This window comes from Ruegeria sp. HKCCA5463 (genome assembly GCF_013034175.1).
Classification (GTDB): domain Bacteria; phylum Pseudomonadota; class Alphaproteobacteria; order Rhodobacterales; family Rhodobacteraceae; genus Ruegeria.
Genome location: NZ_WQFL01000001.1, coordinates 543,347 through 558,343 on the forward strand (window position 1 = coordinate 543,347; position 14,997 = coordinate 558,343).

At 58.7% G+C, this 14,997-nt stretch carries 13 protein-coding genes; 7 read left to right on the forward strand and 6 right to left on the reverse strand.

What is annotated here, in order from left to right; genetic code table 11:
• The first annotated feature begins 8 nt into the window (after window positions 1-8).
• Entirely contained in the window at window positions 9-2,498 is a 2,490-nt protein-coding gene (locus GOW09_RS02705; RefSeq protein WP_171115454.1) for a PBP1A family penicillin-binding protein, read from the forward strand.
• On the opposite strand, the gene GOW09_RS02710 is transcribed toward GOW09_RS02705, so the two are convergent.
• Window positions 2,492-3,322 (reverse strand): aminoglycoside phosphotransferase family protein, encoded by an 831-nt coding sequence (locus GOW09_RS02710; protein WP_171115456.1) that lies wholly within the window; start codon window positions 3,320-3,322, stop codon window positions 2,492-2,494. The two genes, GOW09_RS02705 and GOW09_RS02710, sit on opposite strands and share 7 nt — an antisense overlap.
• 77 nt (window positions 3,323-3,399) lie before the next feature.
• Between GOW09_RS02710 and prfB the strand changes: the two genes are divergently transcribed.
• The 4 genes from prfB (at window position 3,400) to GOW09_RS02730 (ending at window position 7,549) form a co-directional block, all read left to right on the forward strand.
• Window positions 3,400-4,527 (forward strand): peptide chain release factor 2, encoded by a 1,128-nt coding sequence (gene prfB, locus GOW09_RS02715; protein ID WP_152458274.1) that lies wholly within the window; start codon window positions 3,400-3,402, stop codon window positions 4,525-4,527.
• Between the two features lies 1 nt (window position 4,528).
• Window positions 4,529-5,233 carry a M50 family metallopeptidase gene (locus GOW09_RS02720; protein ID WP_371808015.1) on the forward strand — a complete coding sequence of 235 codons (705 nt, stop codon included), beginning with the start codon at window positions 4,529-4,531 and terminating at the stop codon, window positions 5,231-5,233.
• Between the two features lie 103 nt (window positions 5,234-5,336).
• Window positions 5,337-6,737, forward strand: a complete 1,401-nt coding sequence (locus tag GOW09_RS02725; protein ID WP_171116511.1) for an amidase — start codon at window positions 5,337-5,339, stop codon at window positions 6,735-6,737.
• A gap of 26 nt (window positions 6,738-6,763) precedes the next feature.
• Window positions 6,764-7,549, forward strand: coding sequence for a DUF2189 domain-containing protein (locus tag GOW09_RS02730; protein ID WP_171115458.1), 786 nt, complete (start codon window positions 6,764-6,766; stop codon window positions 7,547-7,549).
• 9 nt (window positions 7,550-7,558) lie between these two features.
• Here GOW09_RS02730 and GOW09_RS02735 read toward each other — a convergent pair whose 3' ends face one another.
• From GOW09_RS02735 to GOW09_RS02745, 3 genes are all read right to left on the reverse strand, one after another.
• Window positions 7,559-8,278 carry a helix-turn-helix domain-containing protein gene (locus tag GOW09_RS02735; protein ID WP_171115460.1) on the reverse strand — a complete coding sequence of 240 codons (720 nt, stop codon included), beginning with the start codon at window positions 8,276-8,278 and terminating at the stop codon, window positions 7,559-7,561.
• Window positions 8,279-8,592: 314 nt separating this feature from the next.
• A complete protein-coding gene (gene ilvN / locus GOW09_RS02740) occupies window positions 8,593-9,153 on the reverse strand; it encodes an acetolactate synthase small subunit (RefSeq protein ID WP_117868667.1) in 561 nt (186 codons plus the stop codon).
• A gap of 69 nt (window positions 9,154-9,222) precedes the next feature.
• Window positions 9,223-10,974 (reverse strand): acetolactate synthase 3 large subunit, encoded by a 1,752-nt coding sequence (locus GOW09_RS02745; protein WP_171115462.1) that lies wholly within the window; start codon window positions 10,972-10,974, stop codon window positions 9,223-9,225.
• 422 nt (window positions 10,975-11,396) lie between these two features.
• On the opposite strand from GOW09_RS02745, the gene GOW09_RS02750 reads away from it, so the two are divergent.
• Window positions 11,397-12,242: a 2OG-Fe(II) oxygenase gene (locus tag GOW09_RS02750; protein WP_171115464.1), complete on the forward strand. Its 846-nt coding sequence runs from the start codon at window positions 11,397-11,399 to the stop codon at window positions 12,240-12,242.
• Window positions 12,243-12,289: 47 nt separating this feature from the next.
• Window positions 12,290-12,661 carry a VOC family protein gene (locus GOW09_RS02755; protein ID WP_152458269.1) on the forward strand — a complete coding sequence of 124 codons (372 nt, stop codon included), beginning with the start codon at window positions 12,290-12,292 and terminating at the stop codon, window positions 12,659-12,661.
• An 88-nt stretch (window positions 12,662-12,749) separates the two neighbouring features.
• Here GOW09_RS02755 and GOW09_RS02760 read toward each other — a convergent pair whose 3' ends face one another.
• Window positions 12,750-13,397 (reverse strand): response regulator transcription factor, encoded by a 648-nt coding sequence (locus GOW09_RS02760; protein ID WP_171115467.1) that lies wholly within the window; start codon window positions 13,395-13,397, stop codon window positions 12,750-12,752.
• The gene (locus GOW09_RS02765) at window positions 13,394-14,827 is read right to left on the reverse strand and encodes a cache domain-containing protein (RefSeq protein ID WP_171115469.1); all 1,434 of its coding nucleotides are present in this window, start codon (window positions 14,825-14,827) and stop codon (window positions 13,394-13,396) included. The genes GOW09_RS02760 and GOW09_RS02765 overlap by 4 nt, the downstream gene beginning before the upstream one ends.
• Window positions 14,828-14,997: the final 170 nt, after the last annotated feature.

Here is a 14,997-nt window from a genome sequence, read left to right on the forward strand (position 1 = left end):
GCAGTAACGTGATCCGGTTCATTCTTTCGTTTTTCGGGGCGATCTTCAGTATCGTTACCTTGGGTATTTTCATGGTCGCACTGGTGATCGGTGCGGTCTTCTGGATGTATGGCCGGGACCTGCCCAGCCACGAATCCCTGGCCCAGTACAAGCCCCCGACGATCAGCCGGATCTATTCGGGCGAAGGTCAGTTGATCGACGAATTTGCGCAGGAACGCCGCCTGTTCACGCCGTCCGCGGAAATTCCCGATCTGGTGAAGCAGGCGTTTATTTCGGCGGAAGACAAGAATTTCTATACCCATCAGGGTTACGACCCACGCGGCATCGTCGCGGCAGGTGTCGAAGCGGTGCGCACCAAAGGCGGTACCGTGCGCGGTGCGTCGACCATTACGCAGCAGGTGATGAAGAACTTCCTGTTGTCGGGCGACCGCCGGGCGGAACGCAAGATCAAGGAAATCATCCTGGCCACCCGGCTCGAGGATACCCTGGACAAGGAGCAGATCCTTGAGCTGTACCTGAACGAGATCTTTCTGGGTCAGAACTCGTACGGCGTGACGGCCGCCGCGCAGACCTATTTCAACAAGACCTTGCAGGAACTGGCCCCGCACGAGGCCGCGATGCTGGCCGCGATGCCCAAGGCGCCGTCGGATTACCACCCGGTTCGGGAAAAGGAACGCCTACTGGCCCGCCGAAACTATGTGTTGCGCGAGATGTACCAGAACGGTTACATCGATCAGGCGACCTATGAGTCCGAGGTCGAGATGCCGCTGCGCTCGGTTCAGAACGGCGATTTCGAAAGCTTCCGCACCGCATTGCCGCCGCGCGACTACTTCACCGATGAAATCCGTCGCCAACTGAGCGAGGACTTTGGTGAAGGTGAGTTCTTTACCGGCGGCTTCACGGTTCGTGCGTCGGTGGACGAGGAAATGCAGGTCGAGGCCGCAAAGGCCCTGCGCACGGCGTTGCAAAAATATGACCGGTCGCGCGGGAAATGGCGCGGCACCGGCGAAGTGATCTCGGAAGAAAAACTGGCGGATGAAGCGCAGTGGCGCGAGGCGCTGTCGCTTCTGGAAATCCCGCGCGATGTGGTGCTGCCGACGCGCTGGTATCCCGCCGTGGTTCTGAATGTCTCGGATCAGCAACTTACCGTCGGGATCGAAGACGGCCCTGCGGATGGCACCATTCCGCGGTCCGATATCAAGTGGATGCAGGGTGATTTTGCGGCGAACTTCAAGCGCGGTGATGTGATCCTCGTTGTCGAGGGCGAAGAGGGGCAGTGGTCTGCCCGTCAGGTGCCCGAAGTTCAGGGCGCCTTTGTGGCGATGGATGTGAACTCGGGCCGAGTTCTGGCGATGCAGGGCGGGTTTTCTTATCAGGATACCGTTTTCAACCGCGCCACGCAGGCACAGCGCCAGCCGGGGTCCAGCTTCAAACCCTTTGTCTATGCCGCCGCGCTGGACAGCGGATACAGCCCGGCAACCATCGTTGTGGACGCACCGATCGAGGTGAACACGCCACAGGGCTTGTGGCGGCCCAAGAACTCGTCGAACAAGTTCTACGGGCCAACGCCCTTGCGCACCGGGATCGAGCAGTCGCGGAACCTGATGACCATCCGTCTGGCCCAAGAGGTCACGATGCCGGTGGTTGCAGGCTACGCCGAACGCTTTGGCGTCTATGACCGGATGGGCGCGTTCCTTGCAAACTCGCTGGGGTCCGAAGAAACGACGCTGTACAAGATGGTCGCGGCTTATGCGATGTTCGCGAACGGGGGTCAGCGGGTTGAACCCACACTGGTCGACCGTATTCAGGACCGGTTCGGCAAGACCATCTATCGTCATGATGATCGTCAATGCCTGAATTGCAACTCGACCTGGCTCGAGCCCGACGAGGCCCCAACCCTTGTCACGGACCGCGCGCAGGTCATGGATGCCATCACGGCCTATCAGCTGACGTCCATGATGAAAGGCGTGGTGGATCGCGGCACCGCCTCGCGCTATGTGAACCTGCCGGTGCCGACGGCCGGCAAGACCGGAACCACCAACGAATCCAAGGATGCGTGGTTTATCGGGTTTACCTCGAACATCGTGGCTGGCTGCTATATCGGTTACGACCGCCCGCGCCCGATGGGACGGGGGGCTTATGGTGGTACCTTGTGCGGCCCGGTGTTCCAGAGCTTCATGGAAAAAGCCGTCGAAAAGTATGGCGGTGGGCCATTCAAGGTTCCAGAAGGTGGTCATTTCATCAAAATCGACCGTTTCAGCGGCGCCCGCCTGCCGGATGACGCCACCGGCGACTATGTCGTGGCCGAATTCTTCCGCGACGGCGTCGATGGGTTTATCGACCGTGTCTATGACGGTGGTTTTGCAATTGGTTCGGACCTGCCTTTGTTCGAGGAAGTACAGCGCGCAGGTGTGCAGGTTCAAACCTCCACCGGTCAAACCATCACGGTCGGCCCCAAGGCCACGCAAGGCGATCTGAGTACCGGCGGTCTTTACTGATCGGCCACGTCCAGAAAAAGGCGCAAAAGGTCGGCTTCCGGGTCGTTTTCGATGGCACCTTCGGATCGCCAGCAGATGGACAAGGCGCATTTGACGGCTGCCCATTGGGCCAGCCGTTTCTCTGAAACATTCATGGCTTCGGAATAGAGCGACAGGCAGGTTTCGATCTGCCGGGGATCGCGCACCAATTCGGTCATGCCTTTTGGGTGCCGCAGTGCATTTGCCAGTTCAAAGGCCGGATCTCCTGCATATCCTTTGGCATCGAAAACCCGCGGTCCATTGTGGGTCAGAATAATGTTGTCCGGGTGAAGATCCCCGTGCAGGGGCACCGGCATGGGCTGGCTGATCAACAGGTGCTGACCCAGATTCGTGGCAGACAGCACGTCCTTGCGCAGAAGGGTTGGGCAGGCCGGAGCAAAGGTGCACCCGAACAAAGGGGCGACCACCTGGTTCAGGGGTTTCAAGCCATCGACGTCTGCGGTGGCCTTCCCATGCAGGCGCGCCGCCGTTTCTGCAAGGATCGCAACAGAGTCTTCAGGGCGTCCTGCCCGTGCAATGTCCCCCAAAGACGGGCCTTCCAGCCATTCCATCAGAACGGCATTCCGTTCCTCGTTGAGAACCCGAACCGCGCCCCGGTCATGCCAGGCCTTCAACAAAGCGGTCCCGGGTTCTTCGTTGCCGCGATCCGGTCCGCGATAGAGTTTCAGGGCGGCGGGCCCGTGTTCCGACCGTACCTTCCACACCCGCGCCTGGGCCGTCTCGGCAACCAGTTCCGGTTGATGCAATTCCCATCGGTCCAGAAACTCTTTGAATGTGCCTTGCATTCACGCTCAGCCCGTCTTGTGGTGTCTCGCACCTCTTGCTATCACGCAGGCCTGATTGAGCAAGTTGGGACAAGACCATGCGCGCCGAAACCCAGAACACTGTGGCGGAAATCGAAAAGTCGCTGGAGCTGCTGGCGCAGCGCATGGACTATGAGACCGCGCCGCATCGCCTTGAGGAATTCAATGCGCGTGTCGAAGATCCCAACCTGTGGGACAATCCGGAAAAGGCGCAGAAACTGATGCGCGAGCGGCAGATGCTGGTCGACGCGATCGAGACCTACGAGTCCATCAAAACCGATCTCAGCGACAATATCGAACTGATTGAGCTGGGCGAAATGGAAGAAGACGAAGAAGTTGTCCAGGACGCCGAAGCCGCGATCAAGGCGCTTCAGGCCAAGGCCGCGAAGAAAGAGCTTGAGGCCCTGCTTGACGGTGAGGCCGACAGCAACGACACCTTCCTCGAGATCAACTCGGGCGCGGGCGGAACCGAAAGCTGCGACTGGGCCTCGATGCTGGCGCGGATGTATGTGCGCTGGGCCGAGAAAAAAGGCTATACGGTCGAGCTTCAGTCCGAAACCCCGGGCGAAGAGGCAGGGATCAAATCCGCTGCGTACAAGATTTCGGGGCACAACGCTTATGGCTGGCTGAAATCCGAAAGCGGCGTGCACCGGCTGGTGCGGATTTCGCCTTTTGACTCGGCGGCCAAGCGGCACACCTCGTTCTGTTCGGTCTGGGTCTATCCCGTGGTCGACGACAATATCGAGATCGAGGTGAACCCCGCCGATATCCGCATCGACACCTACCGGTCATCGGGTGCCGGTGGTCAGCACGTGAACACCACGGACTCGGCCGTGCGGATCACGCACATTCCAACCGGGATTGTCGTGACCTCGTCCGAGAAGTCGCAGCACCAGAACCGCGATATCGCCATGAAGGCTCTGAAATCGCGCTTGTATCAACTGGAGCTGGACCGCCGGAACGCCGACATCAACGCGGCACACGAGGCCAAGGGGGATGCGGGCTGGGGCAACCAGATCCGGTCATATGTTTTGCAGCCCTACCAGATGGTCAAAGACCTGCGGACCAATTACGAGACCTCGGATACCAAGGGTGTTCTGGACGGCGATCTGGACGGCTTCATGGCGGCCACACTGGCCCTGAACGTGGCGGGCAAGAGCCGCTCCGAGGCCCAGGGCGACATCTGAGGTGAAGCGTAACAGCCCTTTCCTGAACGTTCTGAAAGGGCATTGGCAGCTTATCCTCATCACGGCCCTGGTGTTTCTGCTTTGGAATACACTGGTTGCGGTTCCACTGAAGATACTGGTCGTCTTTCTGCATGAGCTGTCTCATGCGGTGACGATCCTGATGACGGGCGGCTCGGTCGAGAGCTTTTCGATCTCATCACAACAGGGCGGCGTTGTCGTCGGCCGGGGCGGCAATCGCTTTCTCAGCCTGTCTGCCGGGTATCTTGGTTCACTGGCGCTTGGCATGGCCCTTTTGATCCTTGCCCTGCGAACAAAGGCCGACCGCGCCGTTCTGGCGGGTTTTGGCGGTGTCATGTGTCTGGTGGCGGTGCTGTATATCCGCGACCCGTTCGCCCTTGTTTTCAGCATCGGAACCGGGGCTGCGATGATTGCTGCGGCGTGGTATCTGCGCCCCGATGTAAGCGATCTGGTGCTGCGCGTGATCGGATTGACCAGCATGATCTATGTCCCTTTCGACATCTTCGACGACACGATCCGACGGTCCGGCGCGCGTTCGGATGCATTCATGCTGGCCGAGGAATTCGGTGGCTCCACCATGTTGTGGGGCGGGATCTGGCTGGTGCTCAGCTGCATGGCGATTGCTCTTTGCCTGCGCTATTGGCTTGGGGCCGACAGCAACCTGCATTTTCGCGGATCAGCGCGCTGACATTGCCGTCCGGGACTTCACTGAAAAGATACATTTAAACAGTGGGTTTAAATGATCCGAGCTGCCCGCTAGGCTGCCGGAAACGACAATGGATTGGCGCGTCATGGACCTGACCCGGATATCGGCTACAGACCTTTTGAAACAGTTGGCCAACCGGCAGGTTTCAGCCTCGGACGTGATGCAGGCCACGCTGGATCGCATCGCCAAGGTCAATGGTGAGGTGAATGCCATCGTGGCGCTGAGGGATTCAGATGGTTTGATGGCCGAGGCGAAGGCCCGTGACGACGGCTCGATCACCGGCCCGCTGCACGGTCTTCCAATCGCAGTCAAGGATCTTGTGAACGTGGCGGGTGTCGTCTCGTCGCAAGGATCACCAGTTTTTCAAGGCCACGTACCAGCCAGTGACGATCTGATCGCCGCGCGGATGCGGCAAGCCGGTGCCATCCTGGTCGGAAAGACCAATACGCCGGAATTTGGGCTGGGATCGCACACGTTCAATCCGGTCTATGGGGCGACGCGCAACCCTTATGATGCCGACCGTACCTGCGGTGGCTCATCCGGCGGGGCGGCGGTTGCTTTGGCGACGGGCATGGTTGCGCTGGCCGATGGCTCGGACATGATGGGCAGCTTGCGCAACCCTGCCGCCTGGAACAACGTTTATGGCTTTCGGCCAAGCTGGGGCAGGGTGCCTTCCGATCCCGTAGGGGACAGCTTTTTGCACCAGTTGTCGACACTGGGCCCCATGGCGCGCTGCCCCGAAGATCTGGGTGTTCTGCTTGATGTCATCTCGGGTCCGGACCCGCGCTTGCCGCTGGCCGTTGAAAGTGCGCCGGTGTCGCCGGTGACCGCCACAGATCTGCAAGGGCTGCGGATCGGGTGGCTTGGCGACTGGGGCGGCGCTTTTCCGACCGAGCCCGGTATTCTTGACATCTGTAAAGACGCGATGGACGTGTTCGAAACACGTGGCGCGCGGGTTGAGGACGTCGCCCCGCCTTTCGATGCCGAAAAACTCTGGACCAGCTGGATCACCCTGCGGTCGTTCAGCGTGGCCGCCGGGCTGGAACCCTTGGCGTCGCAAAAGGAAGATTTGAAAGACTCGGCACAATGGGAACTGGATCGGGGTTTGGCAATGAGTGCAATGGAGGTGCACCACGCCAGTGTCATCCGCTCGGAATGGTTCCGTTGCGCGGCGAACCTGTTCGAACAGTTTGACGCGTTGGTTCTGCCGTCTGCTCAGATCTGGCCGTTTTCGGTTGATTTGCCTTACCCGACAGAGATAGCGGGCCGGGCCATGGATACCTATCACCGATGGATGCATGTCACGATACCGGTCAGCCTGATCGGCCTGCCATGTCTTGCTGCGCCCGCGGGGTTTGGCACGCAGGGGCTGCCGATGGGGTTTCAATTGTTCGGGCCCAGAGGATCGGATCGGAAACTATTGTCAGTCGGTGCGGCTTACCACGCCGAAACCAATTGGCCGAACAAGCGGCCGGCGATGCCATAGCGCCGGTCAGGGAGGAGGAAGACAAAATGGACAAACCCTTTGGTGTTCCGGATATGCGACCGGTCGATACCGCCATGCTGCGTACGGCATTGCAGCGCGCCTGGGCCGACTTTCGCCGCGCACCGCTGTTCGGACTTATTTTTGCGGGGTTTTACGTACTGTCCGGGTGGGCGATGGCATGGGTGACAATTCAGACCGGAACAACCTTTTGGCTGGTGCTGGCGGCCATCGGGTTTCCGCTGATCGGCCCGTTTGCCGCCGTTGGTCTGTACGAGGTATCGCACAGGCTGGAACAAGGCGAGCCGCTCGATTTTGGCGCGATCTTCGGGGTCGTGATGCAGCAAAGCCGCAGACAATTGCCCTCGATCTGCGCGATCATAGTTGTCGTGTTTCTTTTCTGGTTTTTTCTGGGGCACATGATTTTTGCCCTGTTCATGGGTTTGGCGACGATGACCAACGTGTCGACCTCGCTTGAGGTGTTTCTAACACTGAATGGCCTGACAATGCTGGCCGTCGGCACCGCCGTCGGGGCGGTTTTTGCGACCGTTCTGTACATGATCACCGTTCTGTCGATCCCTCTGCTGCTGGACCGCGAGCTGGATTTCGTAACGGCCATGATCACCAGCTTTACCTACGTGTCAGAGAACTTTCCGGTGATGCTGGCCTGGGGTGCTTTCATTGCGGTGCTGACATTTCTGGCGATGGTGCCCTGGTTTCTGGGGCTGCTGGTGGTACTGCCTTTGCTGGGACATGCCAGTTGGCATCTGTACCGGCAGATCACGCAGAATGATGAAGGGAAAACACCTACCTGAGACGGTAGGTTACAGGTTCTGAGCCACGTTGTTCGTCGACAATCGCGCAGCAGCAAAGATGGCCGTCGAGTCGTGCCCAAGGTATTTCAGCACAACGGGTTCGGGCGTTGTCGCATTTGTCGGGCTGATGACCGACCCACGCCAATGAACTGCCGTTCCCGTAGGGTCCGGAGAGATCAGATAGACCCGGCTGTTGTGACCTTCCCGCTGGGAGGTGAGCATATAGACAGTGTCACCGCTTGCGGCCGCTATCCCCTGTATCTCCCGCGCCTTCGGGGGTGCTTCGGGCATTGCCGCACGCGACACGTAACCACGGATCAACGTACATTGGGCCAGGGGTCGGGCGTGCAGCAGGGTCATCCGGTGTTCAGCCGACAGGCTTTCGATCACCGCGTAGAACCCGGGGGAAAACGGGGATTTCTCGATCGCATCCGCACCCGAGCCCAGAAACTCTGTCAGGGCCGGAGTTGCAGGGTGTTCTTCGATCTTTTCGATCTCGTCCAGCGGTTTCAGAAGAATGCGGGCATCGACATCGAAAAACCTGCATATACGGTCCAGCACATCCGGTCTGGGTACGCTTTCACCGGAAAGATATCTGTTAAACTGGGTACGGTTTACGCCAAGTTGTCGGCACAGTGCCGAGATCGAGCGATATCGCTTTGCCAATTGCCGAAGGTTCGCACCAAACATTGCGCGAATCTCAGCCGGACTACGAATATCGTCAGTCATGGGTGCCCACGTCTTGCTTAGTTTCCGGAAGAAACCATCGTTGCACTGAAGCCGAAGCCCTGTGCATTTTTAAAAATCGTACAGAATGACCCCAAGCAACGTATCCCCACGTCGCGTTGCAGCTTCGAGGCTAACGCCCTCATGTGTAAAGGCAATAGGCTTTATCTGAAAATGCCTGATCTTTTTCGGGAAAAGCCGACCTTATGGCAATTATAGCGCATTCAGATCGCAAGAGTTGAATTTGAAAGGACCAGCCACCCTAAAAAGTGTTCCCGCCTTGGCTGCAAGACAAGTGCCAAGGCGGGACAGTTCGATCAATCGCCGCGCAGCAGGGCCGCCACGCCGGTACGCGCGATTTCCATCAGGCCCAGCGGGCGCATCAGGTCGGCAAATGCGTCGATCTTGTCGGGCGCACCGGTGATTTCGAAGATGAAGGAATTGAGTGTGCTGTCGACAACATTGGCGCGGAAGATATCGGCCAGTCGCAGGGCTTCGACCCGCTTGTCGCCTTCGCCGACAACCTTGATGATCGCCAGTTCACGCTCGACCGAGGCGCCCTCGACCGTCAGATCATGCACATCACGCACCGAGACAATCCTGCCAAGCTGCGCCTTGATCTGTTCGATGACTTGGGGCGTGCCGGTGGTGACGATGGTGATGCGGCTCAGGTGGCCGGTATGATCAACCTCGGCCACCGTAAGGCTTTCGATGTTGTAACCACGACCCGAGAAAAGGCCGATGACACGGGCCAGCACTCCGGGCTCGTTTTCGACCAGAACCGCGATGGTATGGCGTTCCTGAACGTCCGAGAAGGTGGGCCGTAGGTTATAGGCCGAATGGCGGGTAGAGCCTTTTTTGATATGTAGGGCAGACATTTACGTCCCTTTCATCATCCTTGACAGGTCGGGCGCAGCGCGGCGCTCAACCAAATCCGTCGAATTTTGTTAAACCAGAACCGAGCCTTTGCTATCGATCACGCCCTGTGTTTCCGCCTCGCCCAATAGCATCTCGTTATGGGCCTTGCCCGACGGGATCATGGGGAAGCAGTTCTCGTGCTTTTCGACCAGACAATCAAAGATCACCGGACCGTCGTAATTGATCATCTCCATGATCGCGTCATCCAGATCGGCGGGGTCGGAACACAGGATACCTTTGGCGCCAAAGGCCTCAGCCAGTTTTACGAAATCGGGCAGGGCCTCGGACCAGGAATGTGAATAGCGCTCGCCATGCAGCAGCTCCTGCCACTGACGGACCATGCCGAGGCGTTCGTTGTTCAGGATGAACTGTTTCACCGGCAGGCGGTACTGAACGGCGGTGCCCATTTCCTGCATGTTCATCAGCCAGCTGGCCTCGCCGGCGACATTGATCACCAGAGCATCCGGATGCGCCATCTGCACGCCGATCGAGGCGGGGAACCCATAACCCATCGTGCCCAGACCACCCGATGTCATCCAGCGGTTGGGGTCTTCGAACCCAAGGTACTGCGCCGCCCACATCTGGTGCTGACCCACCTCGGTGGTGATGTAGCGATCATGCTTTTTTGTCAGTTCTTCAAGGCGTTGCAGCGCGTATTGCGGTTTGATCGACTTTTCGCTGTTGGTGAAGGCCAGGCAGTTGATCTTGCGCCACTCGGCGATCTGGTTCTGCCATTGTTTGACATTCGCGGCGTCCGTCTTGCGGCCGCGCGACTTCCAGATCTTCAGAATATCCTCGAGCACATGCGCCACATCGCCGACGATCGGGATGTCCACCCGGATGACCTTGTTGATCGAGGACGGGTCGATGTCGATATGCGCTTTTTTCGAGTTCGGCGAAAACGCATCGATGCGCCCGGTGATCCGGTCATCGAACCGCGCACCGATATTGATCATCAGATCGCAATCATGCATCGCCATATTGGCCTCATAAAGGCCATGCATGCCGAGCATCCCCAGCCAGTTCTCGCCCGAGGCGGGATAGGCGCCCAGACCCATCAGGGTTGAGGTGATCGGAAAGCCCGTTGCATTCACCAGTTCACGCAGCAACTGGCTTGCCGCGAGGCCGGAATTGACAACGCCACCGCCGGTGTAGAAGATCGGTTTCTTTGCTGTTTCCATCGCGGCAACCAGTTCGGTGATCTCTTCCAGATCTCCTTTCATCGCGGGTTGGTAATGCGACGTCGAAGGTTTCGGGCTGGCATATTCGCCCGACGCGAACTGCACATCCTTCGGGATGTCGATCAGCACCGGGCCGGGGCGGCCCGAGGTGGCGACATGGAATGCCTCGTGCAGGGTTTCAGCCAGCGAGTCCGTGTCCTTCACCAGCCAGTTATGCTTGGTGCAGGGGCGGGTGATGCCTACGGTGTCGGCCTCTTGAAACGCATCCGATCCGATCATGAAGGTCGGGACTTGCCCGGTCAGAACGACGATCGGGATCGAATCCAGCAACGCATCGGTCAGACCGGTGACAGCATTGGTGGCACCGGGGCCTGACGTGACAAGCGCGACGCCCGGTTTTCCCGTCGATCGGGCATAGCCTTCGGCCGCGTGGATCGCGCCCTGTTCGTGACGCACCAGAATGTGGCGAATGTCGTTTTGCAGAAAGATCTCATCATAGATCGGTAGCACGGCGCCACCGGGGTATCCGAATACCGTGTCCACGCCCTGATCCTTGAGGGCCTGAACCACCATCTTTGCGCCGGTCATCTCACGTGTCATCTGCTTTGCTCCGTTCGCGACATGTGTCTTGCGTTCGACAAAAAAAAGCCCCCGATTTTTCGGAGGCGCATGGGTTCGATTATGGTTTACCGTTACCGGCCCATGCGCGTGGTTCCTACGATTACGACTAGCGTTCTCATCGCCAGAGGCTCCTTTTTGCTTGGAGGCGACATTATGGTCGGGGGGAAGGGGCGTCAACAGGCAATTGCACCAATTTTCTATCTCAGCGGCGGTATTTTGCGACATTTTATTGCGCAGATTGCCGTATGTCGGGAATTACCGGGAATTTGGCGTGAAAATTGGCCGTTTTGTACGCGGATAAGGCGGTCTGAAAGCGTCAGGCCGATGTCCGAAACGGGCATGATCATTACTTTTTTCTGCGCCACGCTCAACGTGCAGGGGGCAAAACCCGGAGGCTTGAAATGTTGCAGGACCTGGTTGATCTTGGCCGCTATCCAATCGATTGTCCGGATTCACCGGCTTATGATCGGCTGATCGAGGATTTGAGACGCGAGTTGGAACAGGATGGATGTGCTGTTCTGCCGGGTTTCGTGCACGAAGCAGGGGTCAAGCTTCTGGTGCAAGAAGCCGAGGGGGTGGCGCCCAAGGCGCACCGGTCCTTCAACAGAACCAACGCCTATTTCACGAAGGACGACCCAAGGCTTGGCATCGCCCATCCGATCCGCCGGTTCTATGATCGTTCGAACGCCTTTGTTCCGGCCGACAATCTTTCGAAATCCGGCCCGCTGCGGCGCATTTACGAGTTCGACGGCTTTCTTCCCTTTGTCCGCGATGCCCTGAATGAACCCGAAGACCGCTTTTTCCGCTACGATGACCCATTGGCGGACGTGATCATCAATGTCGTGGAAGAAGGGCAGGGCTTTCCCTGGCATTTCGACACCAACAACTACACCGTGACGCTGGCCATCCAGAACGGAGAGACGGGCGGCGCGTTCGAGTATGTGCCCAACCTGCGGACGGCGGAAAATGAAAACTTTGATCTGGTGGCCTCGGTTCTCGATGGGAACATGGGGCGGGTTCGCCGGCTGGAGCTGCGGCCGGGGGATTTACAGATTTTCAAGGGCCGGTATTCACTGCACCGGGTCGCTCCGGTTAGAGGCAAGCGCCGTCGTTATGTCGGCATCTTTTCCTTTGTCGAGGCTGAAGGCATGTGTGGCGGTGTGGAACGGACGCAGCAATTGTATGGCCGCGTTTTGCCGCATCACTACAAGCGCGCGGGGCTGCGAAAGGATCAATTGCTGGATTGAGTGGTCAACCTCGGTACAATGCATCTGTTTCCTGTCCGGAGAGTCAGATGCCCAAGATTTTGCAGCTTACACCATTTGTGTTGTGCTCGTCCCTGAAGGACCAGATCGACTTCTATTGTGATCGCCTTGGGTTCACCTGTGGGTTCACGCAAGACAATTATGCCTTTTTGAAACGTGGTCCTGTTGCGATCCGCCTTTTGGAGTGCCCGCCGCGGGATGACGGCAAGCCATTGGGTGATGAACACTCCTTCTATATCGATGTTGAAGACATTGATGGGCTTTATGACAGCCTGCGCGACCGATTGGCCGATCTGCCCGAAGGCCGTGTCAGGCCGCCGTTCAATCAGCCCTATAATCAGCGTGAATTCCACGTTCTGGATGAAGACGGGACATTGGTTTTTTTCGGAGAAGGTCTTTGACCCGGCGGGTAGCGCTCCCGCCCATCGTCAACACGCTTGCGGCGCCTATCCTATGGTTGGGCCGGGCAGCGCTGCGCGCGCGTGCAGATCAGAAACCGACACCAGTCCCTTGCAGCACGCCATGTTCCAGAGCGTAGCGTGTCAGCCCGGCGGTTGAGGATATGCCGAGTTTGCGTTTGATATTCTTGCGGTGCGTTTCGACCGTCCGCACGGAAATATCCAGCGTTTGCGCAACTTCCTTGTTGGATTTGCCCTGCGCCAGTTCCAGCAGAATGGTCTGTTCACGTCCGGTCAGCGCTTCGCGCACGTTGTTGCCCTTGGGCTTGAGCGATCCGCTGGCGCCGGTGCACAGATACTGTTCACCCCGCATCACCGCATCAATGGCCTGCTTGATCTCTTCCGTGGGCACATCCTTGAGCACGTAACCTTTGGCACCGTGGCTGAGCGCGGTCGAGATATATTCCGGGCTGTCATGCATCGACAGGATCAGGATGCGCGTTTCCGGCAATCGCTCCAGGATGATTTCCGTGGCGCTGAGACCGCCGAGGCCGGGCATGTTCAGATCCATCAGGATCACATCCGGGGCAAGGTCAACAGCCTGATCCACTGCCGCCTGTCCGCTGCCAAGCGTACCGACAACTTGGATCTCATCATAGCTTTCAAGGATGGACTGGATGCCCTCGGCCACCATTGGATGGTCGTCGACGATAAGAACTCGGATGCTTTCGGCGCTCATGTGCCGGCCTTTCGGTTCGGAGTTGCGTCTTCCTGCGGCGGCAGAAGGTGGCTCAGCGGCAGGCTGACCTCGATGACAGTGCCGCCGCGCGGTCCGCGTGATGACAGAATGCGCAGGGACCCGTCAAGCTGTTCGATGCGCTCTTGCATGTTGCGCAACCCGATCCCGGTGCTGGGGGTGCTGGGATCGGTCCGCATGCCCCGGCCATTGTCAGTGATCCGCATGGTTGCACCTTTCTTGTGCCCGCGCAGGTCTATCGTAACATGCGTGGCGCCAGAGTGGCGCTCGATATTGGTCAGCGCCTCTTGCGCGATGCGATACAGGGCAATCTTGCTGTCCTGATCCAGCCGGTTGCGGAACACCACGGTCGAGAATTCCGTCTCGATCCCGGTGCGGTCCCGGAAATCGTCGGTCAGAGCTTTCAGCGCTGGCCCAAGGCCCAGATCGTCCAGTACGCCGGGGCGCAGGTCGCGACTGATGCGGCGGACCTCGGTGATGGCGGTGCCAAGATGGTCAATCCCTTTGTCCAGCGGATCGCGTGCGCCCGCATCATCGCCGCGGGACAGGCGCCGCCGCGCGTTGTCCAGCGCATAGCGTACACCGACCAGAATCTGGCTTATGCCGTCATGCAGTTCGCGGGCAACGCGGCCTCGTTCCTCTTCCTGGGCATCGAAGACGCGCTGGGTCAGTTCCTTCAGCTTGGCGTCCGCAAGTCTGCGCTCGCGGATGTTCAGCAACATGCCGGATGCAAAGACGATGAGCACCGCCGCCACAACGATCGCGCCGATATACATGAAGGTGCGCTGAACGCGGGCCTCGACCTCGGCCCTGGCGTTGGCGACCGTTGCAACGATGTCGTCGATGAAGACTCCGGTTCCCACGACCCAGCGCCAGTCCTGAAGCCCGACGACATAGGCGATCATCTGCGCTTCCTCTCCGGTCGAGGGCTTTTGCCACATGAAGCTGTGCCAACCGGCCCCCTGGCGGGCGAGGCGGATGAACTCGTCAACGATCGGAGTGCCATCGCTGTCCGTCAGCCCTTCCCAGTTTCGGTTGATGAACTGCGTCTGGCGGGGGCTGACCAGATTGTTGCCGTCATAATCGTAGACAAAGAAGAACCCATCCTGGCCATAGATCATTGCCGACAGGATTTGGGTCACGAGGTTTTTCGCGACCTCGTCATCAGGCTCGGCCCGGCCGTAGATATAGGCGAACCCGTTGCGCGCCTGTGTCACGTAGTTGCGCAACTCTTCCTTCTTGGCTTCGACCAGGCTGCGTTCCAGCGCTTCGATCTCACGCTCGGCGGTCGCGCGCGCCTCGTATGCCACAAGCACGGCAATTGCCGCCACGGCCACGACCAGCGGGATTGCGGCAACCAGTGACAATTTCTGCGCATAGGTCAGCGAGACCAGATGTCGGAGTCTTTGCATGGACGAATCGATACGCAAGCGGCGGCGAAAATGCAAAAAGATTGGGCTTTGTTCGGGGAATACAGAGATTATCGTCGGGGAAGACGTGCTTTACGGTCTGATTTCTTGCTGGAAATCGCAAAGAATCCGATTCTCTACGCAGTAGTAGGTATTCCCTTTCAGTTCGGTCA

Excerpts from the sequence above, each read along its gene's own strand:
- prfB (WP_152458274.1), top strand. The coding sequence starts at position 3,400 with ATGCGCGCCGAAACCCAGAACACTGTGGCGGAAATCGAAAAGTCGCTG.
- ilvN (WP_117868667.1), bottom strand. The coding sequence starts at position 9,153 with ATGTCTGCCCTACATATCAAAAAAGGCTCTACCCGCCATTCGGCCTAT.
- GOW09_RS02725 (WP_171116511.1), top strand. The coding sequence starts at position 5,337 with ATGGACCTGACCCGGATATCGGCTACAGACCTTTTGAAACAGTTGGCC.
- GOW09_RS02760 (WP_171115467.1), bottom strand. The coding sequence starts at position 13,397 with ATGAGCGCCGAAAGCATCCGAGTTCTTATCGTCGACGACCATCCAATG.
- GOW09_RS02765 (WP_171115469.1), bottom strand. The coding sequence starts at position 14,827 with ATGCAAAGACTCCGACATCTGGTCTCGCTGACCTATGCGCAGAAATTG.
- GOW09_RS02745 (WP_171115462.1), bottom strand. The coding sequence starts at position 10,974 with ATGACACGTGAGATGACCGGCGCAAAGATGGTGGTTCAGGCCCTCAAG.
- GOW09_RS02710 (WP_171115456.1), bottom strand. The coding sequence starts at position 3,322 with ATGCAAGGCACATTCAAAGAGTTTCTGGACCGATGGGAATTGCATCAA.
- GOW09_RS02755 (WP_152458269.1), top strand. The coding sequence starts at position 12,290 with ATGCCCAAGATTTTGCAGCTTACACCATTTGTGTTGTGCTCGTCCCTG.
- GOW09_RS02735 (WP_171115460.1), bottom strand. The coding sequence starts at position 8,278 with ATGACTGACGATATTCGTAGTCCGGCTGAGATTCGCGCAATGTTTGGT.
- GOW09_RS02750 (WP_171115464.1), top strand. The coding sequence starts at position 11,397 with ATGTTGCAGGACCTGGTTGATCTTGGCCGCTATCCAATCGATTGTCCG.
- GOW09_RS02730 (WP_171115458.1), top strand. The coding sequence starts at position 6,764 with ATGGACAAACCCTTTGGTGTTCCGGATATGCGACCGGTCGATACCGCC.